Raw genomic sequence first — 13,133 nt, 5'->3', positions numbered from 1 at the left:
GACGCGATGCGCATCGCCGTGGTCGGCGCCGGCGCGGTCGGCGGCTACATCGGCGCGCATCTGGCGCGCGCGGGGCAGGACGTGGTCCTGGTGGATGGCTGGCCCGAGCATGTGGAGACGATGCGCCGCGACGGGCTGGGGATCGCCACCATGGAGCGCGATGGCTGCTTCACCGTGCCGGCTCGCGCGCTGCATCCCTGCGACGTGCCGCAGCTTGCGTGGGAGAAGCCGTTCGACGTGGCCTTCATCTCGGTGAAGGCCTACGACACGGAATGGGCGACGGCGCTGATCCTGCCCTACCTCGCGCCGCAGGGCTGCCTCGTCTCGGCGCAGAACAGCATCTGCGAGGATCGCATCGCCGCGCTGGCGGGCTGGCCGCGCGTGCTCGGCTGCTCGGTGGGCTTGCACTCCGCGGAACTCGTGGCGCCAGGCCAGGTGCAGCGCAACTCCGCGCGCGGCGATGCGACGCGGATCGGCATGAAGGTCGGCGAGCCGCATGGCCGCGTGACACCCCGCGCGCAGGCGGTGGCGGCGATGCTGGCGCTCTGCGACAGCGCGGCGGTGACCACGAATCTCTGGGGCGACAAGTGGTCGAAGCTGGTGATCAACGCGATGCGCAACGCCACCTGTGCGATGACCGGCCTGTCGAGCAAGGAACGCGACCGCGACGAGCCCGTGCGCCGGCTGTCCATCCGGCTCGGCAGCCAGGCCGTGCGCGTGGGGCAGGCCATGGGTCTCGCCCTGGAGCCGATGAGCGGGCTCGACGTCGGGCTGCTGGCGCGCGCGGAGGACGACCCCGCGGCGCTGAAGGAGGTGGAGGCGCAGATCATCGCGGTGAATACGACGCGCAGCGACGCCGCACGCCCCTCGATGGGGCAGGACATCCGCAAGGGACGGCGCACCGAGACCGAGGCGATCAATGGGCTTGTCGCGCGGCGCGGGGCGGAGGTCGGCGTCGACGCCTCGCTGCATGCGAGGGTGGACGCCATCATGCGCCGGATCGAGGCGGGAGAATTGCGGCCGGCGCGGGAGCATGCGCTGGGCCTGTAGGCCGCTCAGGGCTGGCCGAGGATCTTCCAGATGCCGCTGGCGGAGAGGATCGGCTTGCCTTCCGCCGTCAGCTCGCCGCGCAGGAAGATGACCGACCGTGTCCGCCGCACGACGAAGGCGCGCGCCTCGATGAACTGGCCGGGCCGTCCGGCCGCGAGGTAGTGCAGGTCGAGCTGGATCGTCGCGACGCGGCCGCCGGCGGCTTCGCGCGCGACGCGGCCGATGGTGTGGTCCATGTAGGTCGCGAGGATGCCACCATGGATCATCCCGTTCCCATTGGCCTGGCCCTCGCCGGTCTCGAAGCCGTAGGCGAAGCCGTCGCCTTCCCGGCGGTGCCAGTGGCCGAGCATGACCTTCGGCAGCGCGGGATCGTCGAAGTGCTGCCATCCTTCGGCGGCGGGATCAGAGCTCATGTCGCCTGCCTCTTCGCGTAGGGGCCGTAGGCCGGCACCGGGCCGATCGCGCGCATGTCCACCTCGACCAGCGTCGGCCCGGCGGTGGCGAGCGCGCGCGCGACGGTCTCGCCGAAGGCGTCGGCGCGATCCACGCGCCAGGCGGGCATGCCGGCCAGCGCGGCAAGGCCGAGCAGGTCCGGGTGGCGCAATTCACCGAAGTAGCGGCGGCCGTCCTGGAACGCGTCCTGGATGTGGCCGATGGCGGCGTAGATGCCGTCGTTCATCACGATGACGCAGACCTCGGCACGTTCCTGCGCCGCGGTCCAGAGCTCCGTCATGTTCATCGCGAAGCCGCCATCGCCGGCGAGCATCACGGTCTTGTGGCTCTGCGGCCCGGCGGCCAGCGCCGCGCCGATGCCGAAGGGCAGGCCCGGGCCGATCCCGGCGCCAACGGGATGGACGGAAGCGCGGGGGCCGTACACCGGCATCAGCCGGTGCGCCCAGGTCGCGCCGGCGACGGTCGCGTCGCGCACCCAGACGGCGTCGCGCGGCATGGCGCGGCGCAGCTGGGCGGGGAAATCGGCATAGGGCCCGAGGGTGCGGCGATACGCTTCGGCCGCCTCGGCGCGCGTGCGGGCAAGGTCGGCGCCGAAGCCGTCCTCGACCGCGATGCGGCCGCGGAGCCGCCGCGCCAGGCTACCGAGCACCGCGGCAGCATCGCCCGCGATGAAGTGCGCGGAAGGATAGGTACGCCCGCTGGCACGCGGATCAACGTCCACCTGCAGCAGCGTGCGCGGCAGCTTGAGCGTACCGTCCAGCGTCTCATGCCCGCGCAGCCGGGAGCCGACGACGAGCATCGCGTCCACCGTCTCGTAGAAGGCCTGGATGGCGGGCGCATCGTTGCCATGCAGCGCGCCGAAGCTGCGCGGATGGTCCTCCGGCACCGTGCCGCGGCCGTTCCAGGACGTGACGGCGCCGAAGCCGAGGTCGAGCAGCGCCAGCGCTTCCCGCCCCGCGCCCTTGGCGCCATTGCCCAGCCAGAGCATCGGGCGCTTCGCGCCGGCGAGCAGCTCCGCCGCCGCATCCAGCTCGGCTTCCGCCGGCGCGGGCGCCGGGCGGAGCGGCAGCACCAGGCGGTCGAGCGCCGCGGGCCGCGCGACGGCGGCGCGCTGGAGATCGGTCGGGATCTCGACCGTCACTGGGCCGGTGGGCGCCGAGAGGGCATCGGCCGCGGCGGCGAGCAGCGCGCCAAAGGCTTCCTCCGCCACGCGGATACGGTGGACGGACTTGCACGCCGCGGCGAGCATCTCGCCCTGCGTCGGGATGTCGTGCACCGCGCCGGTGTCGCGGCCGAGGAAGCGCGTCGCGGTCTGGCCGGTGATGTGCAGCAGCGGGGCGCCGGCGAAGCGCGCCTCCACCAGCGCCGGCACGGCATTGGCGGCGCCCGGCCCGGTGCTCGTGACCAGCACGCCGAGGCCGCCGGAGACACGGGCATAGGCATCGGCCATGTGGCCGCCGCCCATCTCGCCGCGCGCGGGGACGAAGCGGATCGCGTTGCGCCGCCCGATCGCATCCAGGATCGGGATGTTGTGGATGGAGACGATGCCGAAGGCGGTGTTGACGCCCGCCGCAGCCAGGAACTCCGCCACCAGGTCGCCGACGGTGTAGGCCATGTGAGATTCCGGCTCGCTTAGGAAGCTACTTGCTGGTATGCTCCACTCAGAAGCGGTGTGCAAGCGGCGCATGCAAAGGGGAAGGACTCCGCCATGATCGGCAGACGCGGCCTGCTTGGCGCCGGGGTTGCGCTTGGCGTCACCGGCTTGCGGAACGACGCAGCGGCGCAGGATGCGGGCTGGCCCTCGCGCCCGGTGCGGATCATCAACCCCTTCGCACCCGGCGCCTCGCATGACGTGCTGGTGCGCATCCTCGGCGAACAGCTGCAGCAGCGCCTCGGCCAGCCCTTCGTGTCGGAGAACCGCACGGGCGCGGGCGGCAGCATCGGGTCGGAGGTGGCGGCGCGGTCCGCGCCCGACGGCTACTCCATCTACGCCGCGACCATCGGCACGCTGACGATCAACGAGCATCTCTATGCGCGCCTTCCCTATGACCCGGGCCGGGACTTCGTGCCTTCGACGCTGATCTGGGAAGGTGCCAACTGCCTGTTCGTCTCGGCCGAGAAGAACCCGGCGCGCACGCTGCCGGAGTTCATCGCCTGGGCGCGGGCGCAGCGGCGGGAGCTGACATTCAGCTCCGCCGGGGCCGGCACCACCCCGCATCTCGCGGGCGAGATGTTCAAGGCACGTATCGGCATCCCGGCACAGCACGTCCCGTACCGCGAGGGCTCGCAGCGCGTGCTCGACCTTGTCAGCGGCGCGCTGGACTTCTCGGTGGACAACGTCGCGACCTATACGGCGCTGCTCCGCGAGGGGAAGCTGCGGGCGATCGCCGTCGCGTCCGCCGAGCGCTGGCCGACCCTGCCGGAGGTGCCGACCATGGCGGAAGCCGGCCTGGCCGATTTCGTCGTGCCAAGCTGGGGCGCCTTCGCCTTCCCGACCGGCACGCCGGCGCCGATCGTGGCGAAGCTGGCGGGCGAGGTGAAGATCATCGCGGCCGACCCCGCCGTGCAGCGGCGCTTCCTGGCCGCGGGCGGCCGCGCCGTCAGTTCGACGCCCGAGGAGACGGCGCGCTTCGTCGCGGCGGAGCGCCAGCGCTGGGGCGAGGTGGTGCGGGCGGCGGCGATCCGGGTGGAGTAGCGCTACCGTCCCGTCCAGCGCGGCGCGCGCCGCTCCGCGAAGGCCGCGGCACCTTCCTTCGCGTCGGCGGAGGCCAGCACAGGCCCGGTGATGGGCTGCTGACGCGCGAACATCTCACCGATCGGCCAGTCGCGGCTTTCAACGATCACGCGCTTGCTCGCGGCAATGGACATCGGCGCGTTGCCGACGATGCGGCGTGCGAGCCGGATCGCGGCCTCGAGCGCTTGGCCGGGCGCGACGAGCTCGTTCACCAGGCCAAAGCGCTCCAGCCGCTCGGCGGAGACCATGTCGCCGGTCAGCGCGATCTCCATCGCGATCCGAGGCGGGATCAGGCGCGGCAGGCGCATCAGGCCGCCGGCCGCCGCGGCCAGGCCGCGCTTCGCTTCCGGCAGTCCGAACTTCGCATCGCGCGCGGCGACCAGCAGGTCGCAGGCCAGCACCGCCTCGAACCCGCCGGCGAGCGCATAGCCTTCCACCGCCGCGATCAGCGGCTTCCTGGGCGGGGTCATGGCGATGCCGAGGATGCCGCGCCCTTCGACGCGCGTGACCTCGCCGCGCAGGAAAGCCTTGAGGTCCATGCCCGCGCAGAATGTGCCGCCGGCGCCGGTCAGGATGCCGACGTGAAGGTCACCGCGCGCATCCATCTCGTCGACCGCGGCGCAGACACCGTAGGAGACGGCGCGGTTGACGGCGTTGCGCTGCTCCGGCCGGTTGATCGTGATGATCTGGATGCCGCCTTCCTGACGGACCAGGACCTCCTCCGTCATTCGGCCTCCGCGATCGTCATGAAGCGTTCCACCGCCGCCAGGTACTCGTTCTGAAGCCGCAGCATGACCTCCCGCACGGACGTTTCCTCGTCCACCGAGGTCACGGACTGCCCGACCGGGAAGGAATAGAGGTCGCGGCGCTGCGCGCGCACCACGCGGGCATGCATCTCGTTGTAGAGGATGCCCTGCAGCGGCGTCGGCAGGTAGGGCGGCGCGCCCGGCTGTTCCCATGCTTCCGAAAGCTTGCTGCGGATCATGCGCACCGTCTTGCCGGTGCGCGCCTTGCGGCGCACCGCGTCCTCCGCGCGGGCGGCGAAGACGGCGTCCTTCTCGAACGGGGTCAGCTCGCTCTCCCGCGTGCCGAGCCAGATCGTGCCGGTCCAGACGCCTTCCGCGCCGAGGGCGAGTGCTGCGGCGATCTGGCTGCCGCGGCTGATGCCGCCGGCGGCAAGCACGGGGATGTCCGGGCAGGCCTCGACCACCTGCGGGACCAGGACGAGCGTCGCGATGTCGCCGGTGTGGCCGCCAGCCTCGGTGCCCTGGGCCACGATCAGCTCCACGCCGGCTGCCTTCTGGCGCAGCGCATGCGCGGCCTTGCCGCAGAGGGCGCCGATCATCACGCCCCGCGCCTTCAGCCGGTCCACCACGTCCGGCGGCGGGGCGCCGAGCGCGCTGACGACGAGCGTCACCTGCGGATGGTTCAGCGTGACGTCGAGCAGGCGGCGCGCGCCATGCGGCGTCATCGCGCCGCGGCCCGTGACGATCTCCCGGTGAACGCGCTCGCGCTCCTCCGGCGGAAGCTCCGGCACGCCTTCCCTGGCGAGGATATCCTCCATGAACGCGCGGTGCTGGCGCGGGATCAGCTTCTCCGGGTCGTCCTGCGCCTCGGCCTCGCGGTCGTAGGTGGTCGGAATGATGATGTCCACGCCATAGGGCCGGCCCCCGACATGATCGTCGATCCACCGCAGCTCCTGCTCGAGATGCTCGGGCGAGAAGGTCGACGCGCCGAGCACGCCGAAGCCGCCGGCCTTCGTCACCTCCACGACGACGTCGCGGCAGTGGGAAAAGGCGAAGATCGGGATCTCGCAGCCGAGGCGACGGGCGATTGCGGTGCGCAAGGCTCAGCCCTCCGGCGAAAAGACCGGGAGAGCGTAGCCCGCCCCGCCCTTCGTGAAGGACAGCCGCACGGGCAGGCCGATCCTGAGCCCCTTGCCCGTGGCCTCGCTGAACCGACCCAGGGCGCGCACGCCTTCCGGCAGGTCCACGACGACGAGCGCATAGGGCAGCTCGTCCCTGAAGCCGGGATGGAAGGCGTGGTGGGCGATGGTCCAGCTGTGCACGGTGCCGCGGCCGCCGGCGGGCTTCCAGGTCACGTCGAAGGAATGGCAGGCGTCACAAATATAGCGGGGATAGTGCCGCGGCTTGCCGCAGGACGCGCAGTGCTGGATGCGCAGCTTGCCCACTGCCGTGCCGTCCCAGTAGGGCTGCGTCAGCGGCGAAGGATGCGGGGCCGGCTTCGTCTCGCTCATCTCTCTCACCCCCGCCGCATGATGGTGATGGCACCGTCGCCGAGATCGCCATACCCCGTGGCCAGGCCGAGCTGCACGCCCGGCACCTGGCGCCTGTCCGCCTGATGGCGCAGCTGCCGCACGAGTTCCACGACGTGGTTCAGCCCAAGCATATGCGCCTGGCTCAGCAGTCCGCCGTGCGTGTTGACGGGCAGCCTGCCGCCGAGCTTCAGCGCGCCGCCCTGCACGAAGGCGCCGCCCTCGCCCTTCGCGCAGAAGCCCATGTCCTCGATCTGGCAGAGCACGACCCACGTGAAGCAGTCGTAGATCTCCGCGACCTGGATGTCGGCCGGCGTGGCGCCCGCCATGGCGAAGGCCCGCGGTGCGGCCTTCGCGATGCCGAGGCGCGTCATGTCCGGCCGCTGCGTGATGGCGCTCGGGCTGTCGGGATGGCCCTCCGCGATGCCGGAGACCAGCACGCGGGGCTGTCGCATGTCGCGCGCGCGATCCGCGGCGGAGATCACGAAGGCCGCGCCGCCGTCACTCTCCAGGCTGCAGTCGAGCAGACGGAAGGGATCGGCGATCATCCGGCTGGCCTGGTGGTCGCCCAGCGTGATCGGCTTCTTCATCAGCGCGTTGTCGTTGAGCAGCGCGTGTTCCCGGACCGTCACGGCGATTTCGCCGAGCTGCTCCGACGTCGTGCCGAACAGCTCCATGTGCCGCCGGGCCATCGGGGCATAGAGCTGCGCCGGTGCGATGGCGCCGAGCGGCAGCTCGAACTCCGTGACCAGGTGGAACTGCGGCATCTGATGGATGCGCACGCCCGCCCGCGCGCCGGAGGTCACGTTCCGGCCGGCAGCGATCAGGACATGCTCGCACAGCCCCGCGGTGATGGCTGCCGCCGCCGTCTGGATCGCGGCGATGGAGCTCGCCCCGCCCATCGGCGTCAGCGCGGAATAGCGCAGCTCCGCGACGCCGAGATTGGTCGCGATCTCCTCGGCCGGCGCGCCGGTGATGCCGATGGGAATGATCCCGTCGATCTGCCTCGGCGCGAGGCACGCATCGGCGATGGCGAGAAGCGCGGCTTCCAGCTGCAGCTCCGTCGAGCTGCGCGTCGCGCCACGGCGGTAGATCGTCTCGCCGATTCCGGTGACGGCGACCTTGTCGCGCAGGGACATTTTCAGTTCCCCTCGTTCCAAACGCAGAGCGCATCGAGCGCCTCGACCCTGTCGCCGTGGACCCAGAGCGGGTTCACCTCCAACGTGGCGAGGCCAGGGCCGAAGGCGAGCGCAGCCTGGCCTATGCTCATGACGGCCTCGGCGACCGCGTCGGTGTCGGCGGCGGGTACGCCGCGGCCGCCACGCAGCAGCGTCGCGCCGCGGAGACCTGCCAGGGCCCGCTTCACCTCGGCCGCGTCCAGCGGCAGGAGGCGGAGCGCGACGTCCTTCAGCGCCTCCACCCAAACGCCGCCGAGGCCAAGCGCCATCACCAGCCCCCATTGCGGGTCGCGCGAGATGCCGACGAGCAGCTCGATCCCGCGCGGCCGCATCGGCGCGACGATCACGCCTTCGATGCCGGCGGACGGTGCGTGGCGCGACGCAGCGGCCATGACGGCGCGGTACGCCTCGCGCACCGCGGCTTCGCCCTCGACATTCAAGGCGACGCCGCCGATGTCGGTCTTGTGCGCGATGTCGGGCGAGGCGATCTTGACGACCAGACGCCCGCCGATGCGGCGCGCCGCTTGGGCCGCTTCGTCCTCGTTGGCCGCGAGGGTCATCGGCACGACGGGCACGCCGGCCGATGCGAGGCAGCGGAGCGCCGCGTGCTCGGACCGCGGGCGTTCGGCGATCGGCAATGCGGCTGCGGCGGGCAGGGTCGCGCCCTCGCGCAGCCGTGCCGACCAGGCCATGGCCCCCGCCACGCCCGCGATGGCACGGTCGAGACCGCAGGCGAGGTAGGGCAGGCCGATGCCGGCCACGATGTCGCGCGACAGCGGGGACTGGTGCGTCGCGGTATAGCTGACGACAAAGCCCGGCACCCCCGCGGCATTCAGGCTGCGCGCGAGCGCGGCATGCAGCGCGGAGAGCCGGTCGTTCACGTCATCGGAGCTCGTCGGCACCTCGTAGTAGGGGCAGAGCAGCGCGGCGATGTCGGGCTGGCTGCCGACGATCTCGACGACGCGGCCGCACTGCTCAGGCGTGATGGCGCCGGTCAGGTCGAGCGGGTTGTGCGGCGTCGCGAAGCCCGGGATCGTCTCGCGCAGCGCCGCCGCGGCGTCGGGCGTCAGCGCGGGCAGTTCGATGCCGCGCGCCGCGGCGGTGTCGGCCGCGATCTCGCAGATGCCACCCGAATTGGAGACGATGCCGAGCCCGCCCTTCCGCAGAACGCCGGTGCGGCCGGCGATCTCGGCGGCGGCCAGCAGCTCCTCGATCGCATGCGCCCGGATGACGCCGTATTGCCGGCAGGCGCCGTCGAAGACGCGGTCGTCCCCGACCAGCGCGCCGGTATGCGCCAGCGCCGCCTTCGCCGTCACCTCGCTGGCGCCGACCTTCAGCACTATGACCGGCTTGCGCTCATGCAGCGCCGCCTCGGCCAGCGCGACGAAGCCGGCGGGATCGCGCACCGTCTCGACGAACAGCGCGAGGGACCGGACCGCGGGATCCTCCAGCAGGGCCTGGCCGAAGGCCGCGAGGTCGAGGTCGGCCTCGTTGCCGGTAGCAACGACGTGGGACAGCCCGACATCCCATTGCGCGGCAAGCGTCGAGAGGAAGTAGGCGGTCGCACCGCTCTGCGAGACGATCGCCACGCCCTCGCGCCGGCTGGGCGACCGGACGGGCGTGGTCCAGACATGGGCCCCGTTCACGAAGTTGATGAAGCCGAGACTGTTCGGCCCGAGCAGGCGGATGCCGAGATCACGCGCCAGCGCCGCGAGGTCCCGCTGTGCGGCGGCGCCGGCCTCGCCGGTCTCGGCGAAGCCCGAGCTCAGGATCGCGGCATGCCTGGCGCCCGATGCCGCGAGGTCGCGCAGCGCGTCGGCCGCGGCCTGGGCCGGCACGATCAGCACGCCGAGGTCCACGGCCTCGCCCAGCGCCGCGCAGCTTGCCGCGGCGGGACGGCCATGCGCCGTGCCGCCGCGCGGGTTGATGGCGTGCACCGCGCCCGCGAAGCCCGCCGCGGCGAGGTTCGCGAAGACGGCCTCCGACCAGCGCGAGCGATCGGACGCGCCGAGCACCGCAATGGAGCGCGGTCGCAGCAGGTCGAGAGGTGCCGGACTGCCCATCCGCTACAACGCGATGCCAAGGCGCTGGACGATGGGCGTCCAGCGCGCGATCTCCGCCGCGACGAATGCCTTCGCCTCGTCCGGGTTCGACCGGGCGAAACCGGTGATGCCGAGGGCCGCCAGACGGTCCTGCATCTCCTGCTTCGCCATCACGCGGCCGATCGCGGCCGAGACCTGCTCCATGGCGTCGCGCGGCGTGCCGACCGGCGCTGCGAGCAGGTTGTAGGTGCCGGCGGAGACTTCCCAGCCCTGCTCTTTCGCAGTCGGGATATCCGGCGCGATGGCGGCGCGCTCCTCGGCCAGCGTGGCGACGATGCGAAGCGCGCCGGCGCGGTGGTGCGGCAGCAGCGTGCCGTAGGTCTCGATGTTGTAGGCGACGGTGCCGTTGATCGCATCGGTGATCGCCGGTGCGCTGCCGGGATAGGGCACGTGCTGCACCTGGATGCCGGTCGCGGCATTCAGCGCCTCCGCCGCGAGGTGCACGGTCGTGCCGATACCTGCGCTGCTGTAGGACAGCGCGCCGTTCTGCGCCTTGGCATAGGCGACGAAGCCCCGCAGGTCCTCGGCCGGTACCCGCGGGTTCAGCGCTACGGCGAAGGGCGCATTGGAGAGCAGCGCGACCCAGGCGAAATCGGTCATCGGATTGTAGGGGGGGTTGCGCCGCGAGATCGGTCCGGCCACGGCGGAAGACCCGGTGTGCATCATCAGCACGGAGCCGTCCGCGGGCTGGCGGAGGAAGTACTCCACGGCGGTGACGCCGCCTGCGCCGGGGCGGTTCTCCACGATCACGGGCCGCCCCAGCTCGTCGCGCAGGGGCTCCGCGATGAGGCGCGCGAAGAGGTCGCCCGAGCCGCCAGGCGGGAAGCCGACGACCAGCCTCACCGGGCCGCGGCCCTGGGCGAGGGCGGCGGGTGCGGCGAGTGTCGCGGCCAGCAACGTGCGGCGATGGATCATCCTGCCGTTCCCTCTCTCAGTCCCTATTCGCGTCCCAGTGGACCGGCGCCACGCCGGCGAAAGGCGCGCGGAAGGTGGCCAGCCGCTCCCCGGCCAGGCAGCCGAGATGGGCAGTGCGCCGGTCGGCGCCGCCGAAGGCGATGCTGCTGCTGTTGCGCAGCAGGCGGCTGCGTGCCTCGTGGATCATCGGCCGCGTCAGTTTCCGCGCGTGCAGCGCGGCTTCGAGCGCATCGAGATGGCTCTCGTCGCTGTCCTCGACCAGCACCTCGCGCGTGCCATCGGGGGCGATGCGGATGACGCGGTTGCTGGCGACGCTGACGACCCAGACGCCGCCGGCCTCATCCATGGACAGGCCATCCGGATAGTCGCCGTGCCCGAAGGTGGCGATGGTGATGCGGTTGGAGAGGCTGCCATCGGGCGCCATGTCGAAGCGCGTCAGCCGCCGGCCGAAGGTCTCGTTCACATAGAGATGGCCTCGCGCCTCGTCGGGGAAGCATTCGTTCGTCCAGACGAGATCGGTGGCGACGACGCGCAGCCCGGCCTCATCCTTCAGCGCGATGAAGCCGTCAGGAACATCCGTGCGGTACTGGTTCTCGCCAGGACGGACAGTGCTCACGCAGATCCAGAGGCGTCCCTGGCTGTCCGTGCGCACGAAGTTTACGCTGCCGAGCCGCCGGCCGGCGATCTCCGTCACCTCGGGTTCGATCCGTCCGTCCCGGTACAGGCGCCAGACGCCGCCATCGTCGGAGAGGTTCGCGATCGCGAAGCTGCCGTCGCGCAGCAGCGCAATGCCGTTCGGCACCAGGCTGCCGCCACCGATCAACCGCTGCGCGCCGTCAGGCTCGATATGCGTGACGCCGCCGCGCCTGTCGGAGACAAAGAGGTCGCCGCGCCGCGTCGCCAGCACGCATTCCGGGCGGGCAAGTCCTTCGCCCACGAAGCCAATGCCGTGAAGCCCGATCTCGGTCCCCATGCCGTCAGTCCAGCCGGATCTCGACGCGGTCGGTCACCGTCTTCCAGCGAGCAAGGTCGGCGGCGATGACGGCGCCGAGCGCCTCCGGCGTCCCGGGCGCGGGGATGAAGCCGCGCTGGACCATCGCGGCCCGCATCGTCGGATCGGTGAGCACGCGATTCAGGTCGGCGTTCAGCCGCTGTATAATGGGGACGGGCGTGCCCGACGGCGCGAGCAGCGCGTACCAGAGGTCCACCTCGTAGCCGGGGTATCCGCTCTCGGCCATGGTCGGCACGTCCGGCAGCCCCTCGTAGCGGCTCGCGCCGAGCACGGCGAGGATGCGGAGCTGGCCATCCCTGACGAATCCTTCGATGGAGTTCAGCGGGCCGAAGGCGACGCCGACCTCGTTGGCGACATGCGCCGTGACGGCCGGGCCGGAGCCGCGATAAGGCACATGCTCCATCCCGGTGCCCGCCGTGATGTTGAACAGCTCGCCCGCTAGATGCGGCGCGGTGGCCGTCCCGGCGCTGCCGTGATGCAGCCTGCCCGGATTGGCGCGGTCGTAGGCGACGAGCTCCGCCACGCTGCGGATCGGCAGGCTGGCATGGACGGACAGCACGAGCGGCGAGGTCGCGATCATCCCGACCGGCGCCAGGTCGCGCTGCACGTCGAAGCCGCTGTTGCGCTGGACATGCTGCGTGATGGTCTGCGAGTTCGGCATGAGCAGCAGCGTATAGCCATCCGTCGGTGCACGCGCGACGAAGGTGGCGCCGACCACGCCGGAGGCGCCGCTGCGGTTCTCCACGATCATGCTGCCGCGCCAGATCTCGCCGAACCGCTGCGCGACCAGACGGCCCAGGATGTCCGTGCCGCCGCCCGGCGCGAATCCCGAGACGAGACGGACGGGGCGCGTCGGGAAGTCGCCCTGCGCCCGGGTGGGCAGGCCCGACAGGGCCATGCCCAACGCGCCGAGCAGCACCCGGCCGAGCGTCGCGCGACGCGACGTTGTCACGAGGAGACCGGCTCGAACCAGAAGTCGAGCACGTCGCCGATGCGCTTCTCGGCAAAGCGCGTGACGACGCGCGTGCCGATGGCCAGGCGCTTCGCGGCTTCCTCGCCGTTCGTCAGCTCCACGCCCTTAAAGAAGCCGCCGAGTGCGGTGTCGGCGCCGTCCAGCATGACGTAGCCGAAGGCGTAGGGCGGATCGGGCAGGTTGTTAAACTTGTCGTAGACGATGGTGAAGGCCTCGATCACGCCGCCGGGGCCGACCTCCACCCAATCCGTCGTCGGTTCCAGGGTCTGGTCGGAGAAGGCGCGCGGCGGGACGAGAACGCGGCCGGACTTGGCGTCCCGCTTGCCGTAGATCTTCGCGTGATCGCGGATCTGCACGTAGAACCAGCTCGCGGTCTCGCCGAGAGCATGAGTGTAGGTGATCTTCCAGTCTTCCTGGCGCTTCAGCAGTTCCATGTCCGTC

The 13,133-nt window shown here is 71.6% G+C and carries 13 protein-coding genes; 2 read left to right on the top strand and 11 right to left on the bottom strand.

What is annotated here, in order from left to right; genetic code table 11:
• Positions 1-6: 6 nt before the first annotated feature.
• On the top strand, positions 7-1,050 hold the full coding sequence (locus ACLF3M_RS26310) for a ketopantoate reductase family protein (RefSeq protein ID WP_430659968.1): 1,044 nt from the start codon (positions 7-9) through the stop codon (positions 1,048-1,050).
• A 5-nt stretch (positions 1,051-1,055) separates the two neighbouring features.
• On the opposite strand, the gene ACLF3M_RS26305 is transcribed toward ACLF3M_RS26310, so the two are convergent.
• Positions 1,056-1,463 (bottom strand): PaaI family thioesterase, encoded by a 408-nt coding sequence (locus ACLF3M_RS26305; protein ID WP_430659967.1) that lies wholly within the window; start codon positions 1,461-1,463, stop codon positions 1,056-1,058.
• Entirely contained in the window at positions 1,460-3,118 is a 1,659-nt protein-coding gene (locus tag ACLF3M_RS26300) for a thiamine pyrophosphate-binding protein (protein ID WP_430659966.1), read from the bottom strand. The genes ACLF3M_RS26305 and ACLF3M_RS26300 overlap by 4 nt, the downstream gene beginning before the upstream one ends.
• A gap of 93 nt (positions 3,119-3,211) precedes the next feature.
• On the opposite strand from ACLF3M_RS26300, the gene ACLF3M_RS26295 reads away from it, so the two are divergent.
• A complete protein-coding gene (locus ACLF3M_RS26295; RefSeq protein ID WP_430659965.1) occupies positions 3,212-4,198 on the top strand; it encodes a Bug family tripartite tricarboxylate transporter substrate binding protein in 987 nt (328 codons plus the stop codon).
• Positions 4,199-4,200: 2 nt separating this feature from the next.
• Here the strand turns inward: ACLF3M_RS26295 and ACLF3M_RS26290 are convergent, their stop codons facing one another.
• Genes ACLF3M_RS26290 through ACLF3M_RS26250 form a run of 9 tightly spaced genes read right to left on the bottom strand, consistent with a single transcriptional unit; the run spans position 4,201 to position 13,126 of the window.
• A complete protein-coding gene (locus ACLF3M_RS26290) occupies positions 4,201-4,965 on the bottom strand; it encodes a crotonase/enoyl-CoA hydratase family protein (RefSeq protein ID WP_430659964.1) in 765 nt (254 codons plus the stop codon).
• A complete protein-coding gene (locus tag ACLF3M_RS26285) occupies positions 4,962-6,083 on the bottom strand; it encodes a nitronate monooxygenase (RefSeq protein WP_430659963.1) in 1,122 nt (373 codons plus the stop codon). Before ACLF3M_RS26285 ends, ACLF3M_RS26290 begins: the two co-directional genes overlap by 4 nt.
• Before the next feature lie 3 nt (positions 6,084-6,086).
• Positions 6,087-6,494, bottom strand: a complete 408-nt coding sequence (locus ACLF3M_RS26280) for a Zn-ribbon domain-containing OB-fold protein (RefSeq protein WP_430659962.1) — start codon at positions 6,492-6,494, stop codon at positions 6,087-6,089.
• A 5-nt stretch (positions 6,495-6,499) separates the two neighbouring features.
• Positions 6,500-7,651 (bottom strand): thiolase family protein, encoded by a 1,152-nt coding sequence (locus ACLF3M_RS26275; protein WP_430659961.1) that lies wholly within the window; start codon positions 7,649-7,651, stop codon positions 6,500-6,502.
• A gap of 2 nt (positions 7,652-7,653) precedes the next feature.
• On the bottom strand, positions 7,654-9,753 hold the full coding sequence (locus ACLF3M_RS26270; RefSeq protein ID WP_430659960.1) for an acetate--CoA ligase family protein: 2,100 nt from the start codon (positions 9,751-9,753) through the stop codon (positions 7,654-7,656).
• 3 nt (positions 9,754-9,756) lie between these two features.
• Positions 9,757-10,707, bottom strand: a complete 951-nt coding sequence (locus ACLF3M_RS26265; protein ID WP_430659959.1) for a Bug family tripartite tricarboxylate transporter substrate binding protein — start codon at positions 10,705-10,707, stop codon at positions 9,757-9,759.
• A gap of 16 nt (positions 10,708-10,723) precedes the next feature.
• Positions 10,724-11,680 carry an SMP-30/gluconolactonase/LRE family protein gene (locus ACLF3M_RS26260; protein WP_430659958.1) on the bottom strand — a complete coding sequence of 319 codons (957 nt, stop codon included), beginning with the start codon at positions 11,678-11,680 and terminating at the stop codon, positions 10,724-10,726.
• Between the two features lie 4 nt (positions 11,681-11,684).
• Complete coding sequence (locus ACLF3M_RS26255; protein ID WP_430659957.1) at positions 11,685-12,671, bottom strand: Bug family tripartite tricarboxylate transporter substrate binding protein; 987 nt, start codon at positions 12,669-12,671, stop codon at positions 11,685-11,687.
• Positions 12,668-13,126, bottom strand: coding sequence for a Zn-ribbon domain-containing OB-fold protein (locus tag ACLF3M_RS26250; protein WP_430659956.1), 459 nt, complete (start codon positions 13,124-13,126; stop codon positions 12,668-12,670). Before ACLF3M_RS26250 ends, ACLF3M_RS26255 begins: the two co-directional genes overlap by 4 nt.
• Between the last annotated feature and the right edge of the window lie 7 nt (positions 13,127-13,133).

It is taken from the genome of Falsiroseomonas sp. HW251 (assembly GCF_050563545.1).
Taxonomy (GTDB): domain Bacteria; phylum Pseudomonadota; class Alphaproteobacteria; order Acetobacterales; family Acetobacteraceae; genus Falsiroseomonas.
Note: the sequence above shows the minus strand (reverse complement) of the source record. Positions and strands in the feature narration are given on the sequence as shown.